Here is a 15,649-nt window from a genome sequence, read left to right as displayed (position 1 = left end):
TTGGCTGCGGCCATCTTCAGAGAGTTCTGCTTTTAACCCCCTGTCGGGTCAGGCTAACTATAGTTAGCACCATAACGTTACCTATTGATGAAAAGACAGGAGGATACAATGCGCAACAATATTCTGGTGGCATCCGCGCTGGCAGCGACGGCAATCATGTTCGTGGCCGGTTGCTCATCGAATCAGTCGATCAAAACCACCGACGGCAAGACCATTGTCACCAGCGGTAAACCGCAGGTGGATGATGATACCGGTCTGGTCTCCTACAAAAATGCCGAAACCGGACGCGTGGAGCAGATTAACCGCGATCAGGTGAAATCCATGGATGAGCTGGATAATTAAGGCCTGACGTTTTCCATTCAGGCGCGCGTTACGTACACCACCGCGACATAAATCACAGTTATCATTGTAAGCGGTTCGCTTAACTGTCTACACTCTTGCTGATTACGACAAGAGCTAACGCAGGCCAATCAATGATTCTGATAATTTATGCGCATCCTTATCCGCAGCATTCTCATGCGAATAAGCGAATGCTTGAACAAGCAGGGACGCTTGAAGGCGTAGAGATACGCTCCCTTTATCAACTCTATCCCGACTTTAATATCGATGTCGCCGCCGAGCAGGCGGCGCTCGCCCGTGCCGATCTGGTTATCTGGCAGCACCCGATGCAGTGGTATAGCGTGCCGCCGCTGCTGAAGCTGTGGATGGACAAAGTGCTGTCGCACGGCTGGGCCTATGGCCATAACGGTATTGCGCTGCGTGGTAAATCGCTGATGTGGGCGGTGACCACCGGCGGCGGTGAAAGCCACTTTGATATCGGTTCGTTTCCCGGTTTTCCGGTGCTGGCGCAGCCGCTGCAGGCCACCGCGCTTTACTGCGGGATGAAATGGCTGCCGCCGTTCGCCATGCACTGCACCTTTATCTGCGATGACGAAACGCTGCAGGCGCAGGCTCGCCACTATCGTCAACGCTTAATCGACTGGCAGGAGGCACATCAGAATGGATAGCCATACGCTGATACAGGCGCTGATTTACCTTGGCGCCGCGGCGCTGATTGTGCCCATCGCCGTCCGCCTTGGGCTTGGGTCGGTGCTGGGCTATCTCATCGCCGGCTGTATTATCGGGCCGTGGGGGCTGCGGCTGGTGACCGACGCCGAGGCGATTCTGCACTTTGCCGAGATTGGCGTGGTGCTGATGCTGTTCGTCATTGGTCTGGAGCTGGATCCGCAGCGTCTGTGGAAGCTGCGCGCTTCGGTGTTTGGCGGCGGCGCGCTGCAGATGGTGGCCTGTGGGGTATTGATCGGCCTCTTTTGCATGCTGCTGGGCCTGCGCTGGCAGGTGGCCGAGCTGATCGGTATGACCCTGGCGCTCTCCTCAACCGCTATCGCCATGCAGGCGATGAATGAGCGCAATTTGACGATGTCGCAGATGGGGCGCAGCGCCTTCGCGGTGCTGCTGTTCCAGGATATCGCGGCGATCCCGCTGGTGGCGATGATCCCGCTGCTGGCGGCCAGCGGCGGCGCCACTTCGCTGATGGCTTTTGCCCTCTCCGCGCTGAAGGTGGCCGCGGCGCTGGCGCTGGTGGTGGTTCTGGGGCGCTATCTGACCCGTCCGCTGCTGCGCTTTGTCGCCCGTTCCGGTCTGCGCGAAGTGTTCAGCGCCGTGGCCCTGTTCCTGGTCTTCGGCTTTGGACTGTTGCTGGAGGAGGTAGGGCTGTCGATGGCGATGGGGGCGTTTCTCGCCGGGGTGCTGCTGGCCAGCTCCGAGTATCGCCATGCGCTGGAGAGCGATATTGAGCCGTTTAAAGGCCTGCTGCTGGGGCTGTTCTTTATCGGCGTCGGGATGTCGATTGATTTCGGCACCCTGGTTACCCATCCGCTGCGTATTGTGATTTTGCTGGTGGGTTTCCTGGCGATAAAAATGCTGATGCTGTGGCTTATCGCCAGACCGCTTGGCGTGCCTCGCGCCCAGCGCCGCTGGTTTGCGGTGCTGCTGGGGCAGGGGAGTGAGTTCGCGTTTGTGGTCTTTGGCGCCGCGCGGATGGCGGAGGTGCTGGACGGCGAATGGGCAAAGGCGCTGACCCTGGCGGTGGCGCTGTCGATGGCGGCAACCCCCATCCTGCTGGTGCTGCTGACCCGTCTGGAGAAATCGTCCAGCGGCCAGGCGCGGGATGCGGACGAGATTGATGAAGAGCAGCCGCGGGTGATTGTCGCCGGCTTTGGCCGCTTCGGGCAGATCGCCGGGCGACTGCTGCTCTCCAGCGGGGTGAAGATGGTGATCCTCGATCACGACCCGGACCATGTCGATACCCTGCGCAAATTTGATATGAAGGTCTTCTACGGCGATGCCACCCGGGTCGATCTGCTGGAGTCGGCTGGCGCCGAAAAGGCGGAGGTGTTGATCAATGCCATTGACGATCCGCACGTCAGCCTGGAGCTGGTGGCGAGGGTAAAAGAGCATTTTCCGCATCTGCAGATTATCTCCCGCGCCCGCGATGTCGATCACTATATCCAACTGCGTCAGGCTGGCGTCGAAGCCCCGGAGCGTGAAACCTTCGAGGCGGCGCTGAAATCCGGCCGGATGACGCTGGAGGCGCTGGGGCTCGGCGCGTATGAAGCGCGCGAGCGGGCCGATCTGTTCCGTCGCTTCAACCTGCAGATGGTCGAAGAGATGGTAGCGATGGCGGAAAACGATGCGGCGTCGCGGGTGGCGGTCTTCAAGCGGACCAGCGATATGCTGACCGGCATCATCAACGAAGATCGTCATCATCTGTCGCTGGTGCAGCGTCACGGCTGGCAGGGGACGGAAGAGGGCAGGCACACCGGGGATATCGCCGATGAGCCGGAAAATAAGCCCTCCGCCTGACGTTAATCAGTAACATTTTGTTTTCGTTTGGATCCTGTTCTGGCGGCCCACGGCACGAACGTGGGCTTGCCAGCAAATCAGAAAATTTTCTTATTCTTTACCCTCCGGCCAGTCGACGAAGTTGTACGCTTTCCGTATAGTGGCGACAATTTTTTGTACTCAGGAATGAATGAATGATCAGTCTGATTGCGGCGTTAGCGGTAGATCGCGTCATTGGTATGGAAAACGCCATGCCATGGAACCTGCCTGCCGATCTCGCCTGGTTCAAACGCAACACATTAAATAAGCCAGTAGTGATGGGGCGTCTGACCTGGGAATCCATTGGGCGCCCGTTGCCGGGGCGTAAAAATATCGTGATCAGCAGCAATCCAGGCAGCGACGATCGCGTGCAGTGGGTCTCCTCCGTTGACGAAGCGATTGCCGCCTGCGGCGATGTGGAAGAGATCATGGTGATCGGCGGTGGTCGGGTTTATGAGCAGTTCCTGCCGAAGGCGCAGAAGCTCTATCTGACCCATATCGATGCGGAAGTGGAAGGCGATACCCATTTCCCGGATTACGATCCGGACCAGTGGGAATCGGTGTTCAGCGAGTTTCATGACGCCGACGCGCAGAACTCTCACAGCTACTGCTTTGAGATCCTCGAACGCCGTTAAGCGGGAAGGATAGCAATGAAAAAACCCCGGTCGCGTCTGGCGTGACCGGGGTTTTCTTTGGCGTGATTTCAGCGCGGATGCCGCTGCCACTATTTTTTCTACGCCAGGTTTCCCGTCGCGGGGGGCGTTTTTCCGGAGCGCTGCCCGGGGTGACAAATGGCACGTACGTAGGTCGGGTAAGGCGTTAGCCGCCACCCGACACAAACGTGGCTCCGCGCCCGCAGTTCTTGCCCGGCGGCGCTGCGCTTGCGCGGGCCTGGGGGGCCGGCGCCTGTTTCTTCAGGACGCGACGGCTTCGCCTTCGTCGAGGCTTTTCTGCCGGTTCGACGGCTGGGTAAAGTACTGCTTATCCTCCCAGCGCAGGCAGGTGAGTTCCCCCCCCCAGCAGCAGCCGGTATCCAGCGCGTAAATGCCCTCCGGCGTACCGCGTCCCTCCAGCGACGCCCAGTGGCCAAAGGCAATGCTGTAGGCACTGCTGACCGGTCCCGGAATGGCAAACCACGGCTTCAGCGGCGCCGGGGCGTCCTCGGGCGCTTCTTTCGAGTACATATCCAGCTGGCCGTTCGGGAAGCAGTAGCGCATGCGGGTGAAGGCGTTAGAGATAAAGCGCAGGCGCGCCAGGCCGCTCAGCTCGTTGCTCCAGTGATTCGGCATGTCGCCGTACATGGCATCGAGGAAGAAAGGGTAGGAGTCGCTGGAGAGCACCGCTTCTACATCGCGCGCGCACTGCTGGGCAGTCTCCAGATCCCACTGCGGGGTGATGCCGGCGTGGGCCATCACCAGCTTTTTCTCTTCGTCCACCTGGAGCAGCGGCTGACGACGCAGCCAGTTGAGGAGCTCATCGGCATCCGGCGCTTCCAGCAGTGATTTCAGACGATCCTTCGGCTTGTTGCGGCTGATGCCGGCGAAGACCGCCAGCAGGTGTAAATCATGATTGCCCAGCACCAGTCGCACGCTGTCGCCCAGAGATTTGACATAGCGCAGAACCTCCAGCGACCCCGGGCCACGGGCCACCAGATCGCCGGTCAGCCACAGCGTATCGATCGCCGGGTCGAATTCAACCTGCGCTAATAATGCGATCAGTTCATCGTAGCAACCGTGAACGTCGCCAATAAGGTATGTTGACATTGTTTTAATGAATGAGCGTTGGAACTGCGAGACGGAAAACAGGGATCTCGATACGGAACGGCGCGCCGTCGATATCGATCATCTCATAATGACCCTGCATGGTTCCCAGCGGCGTTTCAATGACCGCGCCGCTGGTATATTGATATTCACCGCCGGCGGGAATATGCGGTTGCTCGCCGACCACCCCTTCACCCTGAACTTCAGTCTCACGACCGTGGCCGTTAGTGATGAGCCAGTAGCGGCCAAGCAGCTGAACCTGACTCCGCCCCAGATTGCGAATGGTGACGGTATAAGCGAAGACGTAGCGCTCTTCTTCCGGAGAAGACTGCGATTCGATATAGACGCTTTGCACCTGAACGCAAACACGAGGCGAATTGATCATGGTTAGCTCTCCTTCGATGGCAGATTGTCAGACAGCCAGTTGGCCATCTGGCAGTACTGCGCCACGGAAATATTTTCTGCACGCATGGCCGGGTCGATGCCCAGCTCGGTCAGCACGTCCACGCTGAACAGATTGCCGAGACTGTTGCGGATGGTCTTGCGGCGCTGGTTGAACGCTTCGGTGGTGATACGGCTCAGCACCCGGATCTCTTTGACCGGATATGGCATCGTGCTGTGCGGCACCAGGCGGACCACCGCGGAATCGACCTTAGGCGGCGGGGTAAACGCGCTCGGCGGCACTTCGAGTACCGGGATCACCTGGCAATAATATTGCGCCATCACGCTTAACCGACCATACGCCTTACTGTTCGGTCCGGCAACCAGACGATTCACCACTTCCTTCTGCAGCATAAAGTGCATATCGGCAATGGCATCAGTATAGCTGAACAGATGGAACATCAGCGGGGTCGAAATATTGTACGGCAGGTTGCCGAAGACGCGCAGCGGCTGACCCATTTTCTCCGCCAGTTCGCCGAAGTTCATGGTCATCGCATCCTGCTGATAGATGGTCAGCTTCGGCCCGAGGAACGGATGCGTCTGCAGGCGGGCAGCCAGATCGCGGTCCAGCTCGATAACGGTCAGCTGGTCAAGGCGTTCACCGACCGGCTCGGTCAGCGCGGCGAGACCGGGGCCGATTTCAACCATCGCCTGGCCTTTCTGCGGATTAATCGCCGAGACGATGCTGTCGATCACAAACTGATCGTTGAGGAAGTTCTGCCCGAAGCGTTTACGGGCTAAATGGCCCTGATGGACTCGATTATTCATTGGGTATTAACAATCATTTTGATGGCGAGATTAAGCGCCGTGATAAAACTGCCGACGTCCGCTGTTCCCTGGCCCGCTAATTCCAGCGCGGTGCCGTGGTCGACGGAGGTACGAATAAAAGGTAAACCGAGCGTAATATTCACGCCGCGGCCAAAGCCCTGGTATTTTAGCACGGGCAGGCCCTGATCGTGGTACATCGCGAGTACCGCATCGGCATGGTCAAGGTATTTGGGCTGAAAAAGGGTGTCAGCCGGCAGCGGACCGCTGAGGTGCATCCCCTTCGCGCGCATCTCTTCCAGCACCGGAATGATGGTGTCTATCTCTTCCGTTCCCATATGACCGCCTTCGCCAGCGTGCGGGTTAAGCCCGCAAACCAGCACATGCGGCTGGGCAATGCCAAATTTCGTGCGCAGGTCGTGATCGAGAATCGTGATGATCTCGCGCAGCAGGTCGGGCGTTATCGCCTCGCTGATGGCTTTCAACGGCAGATGGGTCGTCACCAGCGCCACCCGCAGCTCCTCGGTCGCCAGCATCATCACCACTTTGCTGGCCTGCGCGCGCTCTTCGAAGAACTCGGTATGACCGGTGAAGGCGATGCCGGCGTCGTTGATGTTGCCTTTGTGCACCGGGCCGGTCACTAACGCCGCAAATTCGCCGCTCAGGCAGCCGTCGCAGGCGCGCGCCAGCGTCTCGACTACGTAGGCGCCGTTTTGTACGTTCAGCACGCCGGGCTCCGCCGGGACGCTCAGCGGTACGTTAAGCAGCGTCAGCGTACCGGCACGCTGCGGAACGGGCGGTTGCGCAGCATCGTATGGCAGGAGAGATAAAGGAAGACCGAGCCTCTGGGCTCGGTCAGTTAACAGGGCGCCATCGGCGCAGATCACCAGCTCAACTGGCCAGTCGCGCTGGGCAAGCTGCACGACCAGGTCAGGGCCAATCCCGGCGGGTTCGCCGGGAGTGATAACAACTTTACGGGTTTCAGGCATCGATATTAGTTGCTCAGAATTTTAACATACGCACTGGCGCGCTGTTCCTGCATCCAGGTTGCCGCTTCTTCAGAGAATTTGCGGTTCATCAGCATACGGTAAGCACGATCTTTCTGCGCGGCGTCGGTTCTGTCGACCTGACGGCTATCCAGCAGTTCGATCAGATGCCAGCCGAAGGAGGAGTGCACCGGTCCGCTGGTCTGCCCTTTGTTCAGACGCATCAGCGCATCGCGGAACGCCGGGTCGAAGATATCCGGCGTGGCCCAGCCTAAATCACCGCCCTGGTTCGCCGAGCCTGGATCTTCAGAATACGCTTTCGCCGCTTTAGCGAAGGTGGTTTTCCCGCTCTTAATGTCGGCGGCAATCTGCTCCAGCTTAGCCTGAGCCTGCGCATCGTTCATGATTGGCGATGGCTTCAGCAGAATATGACGGGCATGCACTTCGGTGACGGAGATGTTCTGGGTCCCGCCGCGCAGGTCATTCACTTTCAGAATATGGAAGCCGACGCCGGAACGGATCGGACCGACGATATCCCCTTTCTTCGCGGTGCTTAACGCCTGGGCGAAAATGCCCGGCAGCTCCTGGATACGACCCCAACCCATCTGGCCGCCCTTCAGCGCCTGTTGGTCGGCGGAATAGGTGATCGCCAGTTTACCGAAGTTGGCGCCGTTGCGCGCTTGCTCAACGATGGAATTCGCTTGCTCCTGAGCCGCGGCGACTTCATCAGAGGTCGGGTTCTCCGGCAGCGGGAGCAGGATGTGGCTCAGGTTAAGCTCGGTGCTGGCGTCGTTCTGGTCGCCGATCTGTTTGGCCAGCGCTTCCACTTCCTGCGGCAGCACGGTGATGCGACGACGCACTTCATTGTTACGCACTTCCGAAATCAGCATCTCTTTACGGATCTGGTTACGGTAGGTGTTGTAGTTGATGCCTTCATAGGCCAGACGGCTGCGCATCTGATCCATGGTCATATTGTTTTGTTTGGCAATGTTGGCGATGGCCTGATCGAGCTGGTCGTCAGAGACCTTCACGCCCATCTTCTGCCCCATCTGTAACACGATCTGGTCCATGATCAGTCTTTCGAGGATCTGATGGCGCAGGGTCGCGTCATCCGGTAGCTGTTGGCCAGCCTGACCAGCATTGAGCTTAACCGATTGCATCAAACCATCGACGTCGCTTTCCAGTACGACGCCATTATTGACGACGGCCGCTACTTTATCGACCACCTGGGGGGCAGCGAAACTGGTATTCGCGATCATGGCGATACCGAGAAGCAGCGTTTTCCAGTTCTTCATACTTTTTCCATTTCGATTAACCGCAAATGCGGATGATGTTGTAAACCAGCCGCATCACAGGGAGCTCTGGTACGGTAAAATGTTCGAACGCAGCATCTGCTGGGTGCCGAGGCCGTAATTAGAGCTCAGACCGCGCAATTCGATATTGATTCCGAAGGTGTTGTCGTATTTGCTCTCGCCGCCATTGTTGTTGCTATCCCAACCGTTGACTTTACGTTCGTAGCCAAGACGGATGGCGTAGCAGCAGGAGTTATACTGGACACCCAACATCTGGTTTGCTGCTTTCCGGGTATTGGTATCGTAGTAGTAGGCCCCGACCACGGACCAGCGATCGACGATCGGCCAGCTGGCGGTCATCCCCACCTGCGAGATACCCTCTTTATATTGCGCCGCAGTGGAATATGACGGCAGCGTGGCCTGAATATATTCCGGGCTGGCGTAACGATAGTTAAGCTGGACTAAGCGGTTTTCATCGCGACGGTATTCAATGGTGCCGTTGCCGGTTGCGACGTTATCCAGACGCGTATCGTACTGGATCCCGCCGCGCAGACCCCAGTTATCGGCAATGCGCCAGTAGGTGTCGCCGGCCCATACCAGTGAACCCGTGGTGTCGTTGTTCTCCCAGTTGATGTTGTCATCACCGGTGCGTGACTCGGTGAAATAGTAGATTTGACCAACGGAAATGTTAAAACGTTCCACCGCGGCGGCGTCATACACGCGCGAGGTGATACCGGTAGTGACCTGATTGGCCGACGCGATGCGGTCCAGACCGCTATAGGTACGGTCGCGGAACAGGCCGGTGTAGTCCGACTGCAACAGCGTAGAGTCGTAGCTGCCGATTTCACTCTGATCGCGGTACGGCACGTACAGATACTGCATGCGCGGTTCCAGCGTTTGGGTGAATCCCTCCTGCAGGTCGCGCTCAAAGACCATTTTGCCGTCGATTTTAAACTGCGGCATCACGCGGCTAACGGACTCTTTGTAGTCCGTACCGTTGGCGGCGTTGTACTTATCAAGATTGCTCTGCTGGTAGTGGGTCGCCAGCAGCTTGGCTTCGGTATTCAGACTCCCCCAGCCGTTGGACAGCGGCAGGTTGATCGTCGGTTCGAAGTGAACGCGGGTCGCTTCCGGCATGTTGTTGTTCGAGTTAACAAAATGGGCGACCTGGCCGTACAGATGGGTATCGAACGGACCGACATCGTTCTGGTAGTAGTTGATGTCGAGCTGCGGCTCAGCCGAGTAGGAGTTGCTCGACTCCCGATCGAAGACCTGGAACTGCTTGGTTGAGACCGTGGCGTCAAAGTTCTGATTGACATACCCGGCGCTGAATTTCTGCGTCGCATAGCCGTCGGTACTGGAACCATACTTCGAGCTGAAATCGTTGAAGTAGTCAGGATCGCTGACCTTGGTGTAGTCAGCGTTCAGACGCCACACCTGATCGATAACCCCGGAGTGGTTCCAGTAGAACAGCCAGCGGCGGCTGTTGCTGTCGCTGGAGTGGTCGTCTTCGTAGACTTTATCCGACGGCAGGTAGTCAAACTCCGTTAAGCCGCTGCCGAGCTGGGTCAGATAGCGGAATTCGTTTTCCCACATCACGCCGCCGCGCTTGTTCATATAGTGCGGGGTGATAGTGGCATCGAAGTTTGGCGCGATGTTCCAGTAATACGGCAGGGAGAATTCCACGCCGTTTTTGGTGCTGTATTTCGCGTTCGGGATCAGGAAGCCTGAACGACGCTTATCGCCCACCGGCAGTTGCAGGTAGGGGCTATAGAAAATCGGCACGGAGCCAAGCTTGAAGCGGGCGTTCCAGATCTCGGCAACTTGCTCTTCGCGATCGTGGATGACTTCGCTACCCACGACGCTCCAGGTGTCGGAGCCCGGGAGACAGGAGGTAAAGCTGCCGTTTTCCAGAATGGTATAGCGGTTTTCGCCGCGCTGTTTCATCAGGTCAGCGGTGCCGCGTCCCTGGCGTCCGACCATTTGATAATCGCCCTGCCAGACGTTGGTATCTTTGGTATTCAGATTCGACCAGGCTTTTGGCCCTTTGAGGATCACCTGGTTATCGTCGTAGTGCACGTTGCCCAGCGCGTCCACCGTGCGCACCGGCTGCGCCTGGCCCGCGGCCTGCTGCTGATGCAGCTGAACTTCGTCGGCGCGGAGGCGGCTATTCCCCTGGTTAATATCGACGTTACCGGTAAAGACGGCGTTGTCCGGGTAGTTGCCCTTCGCATGATCGGCGTTAATCGTCACCGGCAGATCGCCAGGCCGACCTTCCACGAGCGGACGATCATAGCTTGGCACGCCAAGCATACATTGCGTTGCGAGATCGGCAGCGAGGCCTTGTTGGCTATACAAGGCGCTGGCAATCATCGTAGCCAGGAGGCTGGGAATACGTTTTTTCATACGTTGTATTTATTGTTCCATCATCTTGTGGCAGCGGCTTGCAAACGGTCAGAGCCTAACTTACTCAACTTTATCACGCTAGTGTTAATCCTGCCCGTTTCGAGCCCGAGCGTTAGGCACCCTGTTGAATGACGAGTATGATAAAGCAAATTATAGGCTATGTCCCACAATTGACCGAGGCGCGAGTGCCGGGTAACGTGCGGTCATATTCGTGCTTAACGGCGACAAACAGTTGGGGAGTCTATGCAGTATTTGGGTAAAGTGATTGGCGTGGCAGTGGCTTTGCTGATGGGCGGTGGGTTCTGGGGCGTGGTGCTCGGCTTCCTGGTCGGCCATATGTTTGACCGGGCGCGCAGCCGCCGGTTGAATCTCTTCGCCAATCAGCAGGAGCGTCAGGCGCTCTTCTTTTCCACCACCTTTGAAGTGATGGGTCATCTGACCAAGTCCAAGGGCCGCGTTACCGAAGCGGATATTCACGTCGCCAATGTGCTGATGGATCGCATGAATCTGCACGGCGCTTCGCGCACCGCGGCGCAGCAGGCATTTCGCGACGGCAAGGCCGACAATTATCCGCTGCGCGAGAAGATGCGCCAGCTGCGCAGCGTCTGCTTTGGCCGCTTCGATCTGATTCGGATGTTTCTGGAAATTCAGCTGCAGGCGGCGTTCGCTGACGGCGAACTGCACCCTAACGAACGTGAAGTGCTGTTCGTCATCGCCGATGAGCTTGGCATCTCCCGCGCCCAGTTCGATCAATTCCTGCGAATGATGCAGGGCGGCGCCCAGTTCGGCGGCGGTTCGCAGCAGCAATCTTATGGTCAGCACGGCGGCAACGCCGGCTGGCAGCAGGCGCAGCGCGGTCCAACGCTGGAGGACGCCTGCAACGTGCTGGGGGTGAAACCGACTGACGACGCGGCGACGGTGAAGCGCGCCTATCGTAAGCTGATGAACGAGCACCATCCGGACAAGCTGGTGGCGAAAGGGCTGCCGCCGGAGATGATGGAGATGGCCAAACAGAAAGCCCAGGAGATCCAGAAGGCCTGGGAGCTGATTAAAGAGCAGCGCGGCTTCTGAGTTTTCCAGCCCCTCCCGCCCGGCGAGGGGGTTAGCGTTTGGCCTGTGCGCGGCGATACAGCCGCCGCGGATGGCCGATTTTTCCGTACAGCATCTCCACCTCCAGAAAACCGGTCTCAACGCCGTGTTCAAGATAGCGGCGGGCGGTGGTTTTGCTGAGCCCGGCGGCGCTGACCACCTCATCAACGGAAAAGCAGTGCGCTTCCCGGCCGCTAAACAGACCCTGCACCAGCGCCAGCGTTTTCTCTTCAATCCCTTTGCTGCCACTATCCATACGGTAGTTCTTCGCCTGCAGTTGATAGAGGGAATCGACGTTCTGCTGATCGACGATTTTCCACTCCCGCTGCTGATCGTAGAACTGGATAAAACGCTCCAGCGACTGGCTCAGCCGCTTCCATGATACCGGCTTAAGAATATAGTCGAAGGCGCCGTTGCGGATGGCCTGGCTGCAGGTTTCCATATCGCTGGCGGCGGTGATAAAGATCACCGAGCATTGGCTGGTCGCCAGCGCCGGGTCGGTCATCAGCGTCACCCCTTTGCCGTCCGGCAAATAGTTATCCAGCAGCACCAGCTGCGGCGGCGTGGCGTGGAGCAACTGACGGGCCTGAGCGAGGGAGGCCGCCATTCCCGCCAGCCGCAGGCGCGGGTGTTTCTGCACAAGCTCGGCGTGCAGGCGCGCCAGCTCGCTCTCATCTTCAATGATTAGCACATCGACCAGGTCATGATGCATCGTGGGCCTCCGGTTGCGGACAGGCGGGCGCGTCGGCCGGGATAAACAGGGTGAAGATCGTTCCCCGCGGCGCGTTATCGGCGACTTCGATGGTGCCGCCCGCCTGAGTGACATAATGTTCAATAAGATACAGACCAATGCCGTGATCGCCACGGGTTTTGGTGGTGATGCCGCGTTCAAAAATGCGCTCGCGGATATCGGGGCGGATGCCGACGCCGCGGTCGGCCACTTCGATAATCAGCTCCCGGGCGTTGAGCTGGATCAGGACTTCCACCGGCTCATGCGGAAGCTCGGCGCGCTGCGTGGCTTCGATGGCGTTATCCAGCAGGTTGCCGATGATGGAGATCAGTTCGGATTCCATCAGCGACGGCAGCGGACGGTCAATGCGGCAGGCCGGGTCGAAGCTCAGCGCCACGCCTTTTTCGCGGGCGCGGGTGGCTTTGCCGAGCAGCAGACCGCACAGCGTCGGCGAGTGGAAGTGCGAGGAGATAAAGTCCAGTAGCTCCTGAGCATGCTCCGACTGGGCCTGAATATAGCGGATCGCTTCGTCATAATGGCCCATATGCAGCAGGCCGGAGAGGGTGGTCATCCGGTTGAGCTGCTCGTGGCGCATGATGCGAAGATTGTCGACATAGCGCTTCACCTGGCTCAGCTGGGCGGTGAGGGCATTGATTTCATTGCGGTCACGGAAGGTAATCACCCAGCCCTGCAGGGTATTCTCCAGCATAATGCGTACCCGACTGGCGAGCACGGTCAACTGGTTGAAGCGGCACAGTTCATCATGGGTGTCGCGCTCAAGCATGTCGCCGCTGGCGAAAAAGGGCTGCGGGGAAATCACGCTGTCGATGGACTGGCCGCGCAGCTGACGGGCGGGCTGGCTGAGTCCCAGCAGGCTGCGGGCGGCATGGTTAATCACCTCAATGCGCCGCTGGCGATCGATGACGATCACCCCCTCAAAGATCGACTCCATCATCGCCTTTTGCTGGCGCACCAGCAGGCCTATCTCCCGCGGCTCGAGCGAAAAAATCTGTTTCTTGATGCTGCGGGTAAAGTACCAGGAGAAGATAAACAGGGCGGTGAGCAGCAGGACGGCGGCGATAAAAATATTGATCACTTTGCTCAGGGTAATGCTGTCGAGATAGCTGGTGAGGTAGCCGACGGAGACAATGCCGATCACCCGCCCCGCGTCATCGACGATGGGCGTTTTACTGCGCAGCGAGACGCCAAGGCCGCCTTTGCGAATGGTGGTAATGGACTTTCCCTCCAGTACCGCCTGGTTGTCGCCGCCGACCAGCCGCGTGCCGACCCACTCCGGATGGACGGAATGAAACAGATGCATCCCCTGGCGGTCGCCGATGACGATAAAGCTGGCGTCGCTATGGGCGGCGATTTGCTGCATAAACGCCTGAATCGCCTGTGGGTCATGCCGGCTGACCTGCTGACGTAAATTTGGCATCAGGGCTATCTCTTCGGCCTGAATTTTGGCCCTGGCGCTCATTTCCTGATAAAGCTGGCGGCTGGCGTCAAAGTAATAATAAATACCCAGCGCGATAAACAGGACTGAGAAAAAAGCGACCAGCGAAATAAATAGCTTATATTGAAAAGATAATTTCATAGGTCCCGGACGACGTATTCACCATACCGGCACTCTATCATTTTTCTGTCACGTGACGTAAATGTTAAGGGAAAGTTGTGATCAGCGGCGCAGGCGCGGGCTACCGCCAGTGGTCGCGGCGGAAATAACGCGTGGCGGGAAATAAAAACCATAAAAACCACGTTAATAAATCAGAGATATATCACCCCTGCGCGGATCAGCGAATAGAAACCATAAAAACCATAGTGACCATTAAAACTTCTTTTTTAATTCGGGGAGCTTCACATTAACGACGCCGTTGTCCCTTTACGCTGAAAATGAATAATAACGACAGGGCTGAATTTATGAGCACCACAGACAACGCATTCTCTGCAACCCTAGAACCGATCAATACGCCGAAAACCACGCTCAGGCAGCGCTGGTGGCACATCATGGATAACTGGAAGGTAGGGATCGTCCCGCTGCCGCTGTTTCTGCTGGCCGGGGGGCTGATCGCTCTCGACTGCCTTGGCGGTAAACTGCCGAGCGATATCGTGGTGATGGTGGCTACGCTGGCTTTCTTTGGCTTCGCCTGCGGCGAGTTTGGCAAACGCCTGCCGGTGCTGGGAAAACTCGGCGCGGCGGCGATCTGCGCCACTTTTATTCCTTCCGCGCTGGTCCATTACGGCCTGCTGCCGGACGTGGTCGTTGAATCCACCACCAAATTCTATAAATCCACCAACATCCTCTATCTCTATATCTGCTGCATTATCGTCGGCAGCATCATGAGTATGAACCGCACCACCCTGATTCAGGGCTTCCTGAAGATCTTCTTCCCAATGCTGTGCGGCGAGGTGGTCGGCATGCTGGTGGGCATCGGCGTCGGCACGCTCTTGGGCATGGAGCCGTTCCAGGTGTTCTTCTTTATCGTGCTGCCGATCATGGCCGGCGGCGTAGGAGAAGGGGCGATCCCGCTATCGATGGGTTACGCCGCGCTAATGCATATGGAGCAGGGAGTGGCCCTGGGCCGGGTGTTGCCGATGGTGATGCTCGGCAGCCTGACGGCGATCGTCATCTCCGGCTGCCTCAACCAGCTCGGCAAGCGCTTCCCGCATCTGACCGGCGAAGGGCAGCTGATGCCGAACCGCAGCCATGAAACCCGCAGCCTCGGCGAGAGCGAAGGCGTGAGCGGCAAAACCGACGTCGGGACGCTGGCCTCCGGCGCGCTGCTGGCGGTGCTGCTGTATATGATGGGGATGCTCGGCCACAAACTGATTGGTCTGCCGGCGCCGGTGGGCATGCTGTTTCTCGCGGTGCTGTTAAAGCTGGCTAATGTGGTTTCTCCGCGCCTGCAGGAGGGATCGCAGATGGTGTATAAATTCTTCCGCACCGCGGTCACCTACCCGATCCTCTTTGCCGTCGGCGTGGCGATCACCCCGTGGCAGGAGCTGGTGAACGCCTTCACCTTCACCAACCTGCTGGTGATCGTCAGCACCGTCTCCGCGCTGGTGGCGACCGGTTTCCTGGTCGGTAAAAAGATAGGGATGCACCCGATCGATGTGGCGATTGTCTCCTGTTGCCAGAGCGGGCAGGGCGGCACCGGCGATGTGGCGATCCTGACCGCCGGCAACCGCATGAGCCTGATGCCGTTCGCGCAGATCGCTACCCGGATTGGCGGGGCGATAAATGTCTCTCTGGGGTTGCTGTTCCTCAGCCACTATCTGGCGTGATATAACGCTACG

14 protein-coding genes are annotated in these 15,649 nt (G+C 58.3%); 6 read left to right on the top strand and 8 right to left on the bottom strand.

The genetic code is table 11. From position 1 onward, the window contains the following. Positions 1–108 precede the first annotated feature (108 nt). The 4 genes from ABLV52_RS21140 (at position 109) to folA (ending at position 3,518) form a co-directional block, all read left to right on the top strand. Positions 109–342 (top strand): YgdI/YgdR family lipoprotein, encoded by a 234-nt coding sequence (locus ABLV52_RS21140; RefSeq protein ID WP_002888059.1) that lies wholly within the window; start codon positions 109–111, stop codon positions 340–342. A 131-nt stretch (positions 343–473) separates the two neighbouring features. Next, positions 474–1,007 (top strand): glutathione-regulated potassium-efflux system oxidoreductase KefF, encoded by a 534-nt coding sequence (gene kefF / locus ABLV52_RS21135; protein WP_004204269.1) that lies wholly within the window; start codon positions 474–476, stop codon positions 1,005–1,007. Then, complete coding sequence (gene kefC / locus ABLV52_RS21130; RefSeq protein ID WP_023291948.1) at positions 1,000–2,865, top strand: glutathione-regulated potassium-efflux system protein KefC; 1,866 nt, start codon at positions 1,000–1,002, stop codon at positions 2,863–2,865. The genes kefF and kefC overlap by 8 nt, the downstream gene beginning before the upstream one ends. A 173-nt stretch (positions 2,866–3,038) precedes the next feature. Beyond that, positions 3,039–3,518, top strand: coding sequence for a type 3 dihydrofolate reductase (gene folA, locus ABLV52_RS21125; protein WP_348890901.1), 480 nt, complete (start codon positions 3,039–3,041; stop codon positions 3,516–3,518). A gap of 279 nt (positions 3,519–3,797) precedes the next feature. Here the strand turns inward: folA and apaH are convergent, their stop codons facing one another. The 6 genes from apaH to lptD are packed head-to-tail and all read right to left on the bottom strand — an operon-like array spanning position 3,798 to position 10,533. Beyond that, on the bottom strand, positions 3,798–4,646 hold the full coding sequence (gene apaH / locus ABLV52_RS21120) for a bis(5'-nucleosyl)-tetraphosphatase (symmetrical) ApaH (protein ID WP_023291949.1): 849 nt from the start codon (positions 4,644–4,646) through the stop codon (positions 3,798–3,800). A 4-nt stretch (positions 4,647–4,650) separates the two neighbouring features. After that, positions 4,651–5,028, bottom strand: coding sequence for a Co2+/Mg2+ efflux protein ApaG (gene apaG, locus ABLV52_RS21115; protein WP_004204274.1), 378 nt, complete (start codon positions 5,026–5,028; stop codon positions 4,651–4,653). A 2-nt stretch (positions 5,029–5,030) separates the two neighbouring features. Beyond that, the gene (gene rsmA, locus ABLV52_RS21110) at positions 5,031–5,852 is read right to left on the bottom strand and encodes a 16S rRNA (adenine(1518)-N(6)/adenine(1519)-N(6))-dimethyltransferase RsmA (protein ID WP_023291950.1); all 822 of its coding nucleotides are present in this window, start codon (positions 5,850–5,852) and stop codon (positions 5,031–5,033) included. Further along, positions 5,849–6,838: a 4-hydroxythreonine-4-phosphate dehydrogenase PdxA gene (pdxA, locus tag ABLV52_RS21105; protein ID WP_023291951.1), complete on the bottom strand. Its 990-nt coding sequence runs from the start codon at positions 6,836–6,838 to the stop codon at positions 5,849–5,851. Before pdxA ends, rsmA begins: the two co-directional genes overlap by 4 nt. 5 nt (positions 6,839–6,843) lie before the next feature. Further along, positions 6,844–8,130 (bottom strand): peptidylprolyl isomerase SurA, encoded by a 1,287-nt coding sequence (surA, locus tag ABLV52_RS21100; RefSeq protein WP_049015411.1) that lies wholly within the window; start codon positions 8,128–8,130, stop codon positions 6,844–6,846. A gap of 54 nt (positions 8,131–8,184) precedes the next feature. Further along, on the bottom strand, positions 8,185–10,533 hold the full coding sequence (gene lptD / locus ABLV52_RS21095; protein ID WP_032429098.1) for an LPS assembly protein LptD: 2,349 nt from the start codon (positions 10,531–10,533) through the stop codon (positions 8,185–8,187). Between the two features lie 243 nt (positions 10,534–10,776). Between lptD and djlA the strand changes: the two genes are divergently transcribed. Then, positions 10,777–11,604 (top strand): co-chaperone DjlA, encoded by an 828-nt coding sequence (gene djlA / locus ABLV52_RS21090; RefSeq protein WP_049004276.1) that lies wholly within the window; start codon positions 10,777–10,779, stop codon positions 11,602–11,604. Between the two features lie 31 nt (positions 11,605–11,635). Here djlA and ABLV52_RS21085 read toward each other — a convergent pair whose 3' ends face one another. Together ABLV52_RS21085 and ABLV52_RS21080 are read right to left on the bottom strand one after the other, a co-directional pair. Further along, a complete protein-coding gene (locus ABLV52_RS21085) occupies positions 11,636–12,334 on the bottom strand; it encodes a response regulator (RefSeq protein WP_023291954.1) in 699 nt (232 codons plus the stop codon). Then, a complete protein-coding gene (locus ABLV52_RS21080; RefSeq protein WP_049015408.1) occupies positions 12,324–13,949 on the bottom strand; it encodes a sensor histidine kinase in 1,626 nt (541 codons plus the stop codon). The genes ABLV52_RS21085 and ABLV52_RS21080 overlap by 11 nt, the downstream gene beginning before the upstream one ends. Positions 13,950–14,272: 323 nt before the next feature. On the opposite strand from ABLV52_RS21080, the gene ABLV52_RS21075 reads away from it, so the two are divergent. After that, positions 14,273–15,637 carry a 2-hydroxycarboxylate transporter family protein gene (locus tag ABLV52_RS21075; protein WP_023291956.1) on the top strand — a complete coding sequence of 455 codons (1,365 nt, stop codon included), beginning with the start codon at positions 14,273–14,275 and terminating at the stop codon, positions 15,635–15,637. Positions 15,638–15,649 lie beyond the last annotated feature (12 nt).

The sequence above is a fragment of the Klebsiella sp. GB_Kp056 genome, from assembly GCF_040064755.1.
Taxonomy (GTDB): Bacteria; Pseudomonadota; Gammaproteobacteria; order Enterobacterales; family Enterobacteriaceae; genus Klebsiella; species Klebsiella quasipneumoniae.
This window is presented reverse-complemented; position numbering and strand designations above follow the sequence as displayed.

Coding starts and splice junctions, on each gene's coding strand:
- ABLV52_RS21140 (WP_002888059.1), top strand. CDS start 109: ATGCGCAACAATATTCTGGTGGCATCCGCGCTGGCAGCGACGGCAATC.
- kefF (WP_004204269.1), top strand. CDS start 474: ATGATTCTGATAATTTATGCGCATCCTTATCCGCAGCATTCTCATGCG.
- kefC (WP_023291948.1), top strand. CDS start 1,000: ATGGATAGCCATACGCTGATACAGGCGCTGATTTACCTTGGCGCCGCG.
- folA (WP_348890901.1), top strand. CDS start 3,039: ATGATCAGTCTGATTGCGGCGTTAGCGGTAGATCGCGTCATTGGTATG.
- apaH (WP_023291949.1), bottom strand. CDS start 4,646: ATGTCAACATACCTTATTGGCGACGTTCACGGTTGCTACGATGAACTG.
- apaG (WP_004204274.1), bottom strand. CDS start 5,028: ATGATCAATTCGCCTCGTGTTTGCGTTCAGGTGCAAAGCGTCTATATC.
- rsmA (WP_023291950.1), bottom strand. CDS start 5,852: ATGAATAATCGAGTCCATCAGGGCCATTTAGCCCGTAAACGCTTCGGG.
- pdxA (WP_023291951.1), bottom strand. CDS start 6,838: ATGCCTGAAACCCGTAAAGTTGTTATCACTCCCGGCGAACCCGCCGGG.
- surA (WP_049015411.1), bottom strand. CDS start 8,130: ATGAAGAACTGGAAAACGCTGCTTCTCGGTATCGCCATGATCGCGAAT.
- lptD (WP_032429098.1), bottom strand. CDS start 10,533: ATGAAAAAACGTATTCCCAGCCTCCTGGCTACGATGATTGCCAGCGCC.
- djlA (WP_049004276.1), top strand. CDS start 10,777: ATGCAGTATTTGGGTAAAGTGATTGGCGTGGCAGTGGCTTTGCTGATG.
- ABLV52_RS21085 (WP_023291954.1), bottom strand. CDS start 12,334: ATGCATCATGACCTGGTCGATGTGCTAATCATTGAAGATGAGAGCGAG.
- ABLV52_RS21080 (WP_049015408.1), bottom strand. CDS start 13,949: ATGAAATTATCTTTTCAATATAAGCTATTTATTTCGCTGGTCGCTTTT.
- ABLV52_RS21075 (WP_023291956.1), top strand. CDS start 14,273: ATGAGCACCACAGACAACGCATTCTCTGCAACCCTAGAACCGATCAAT.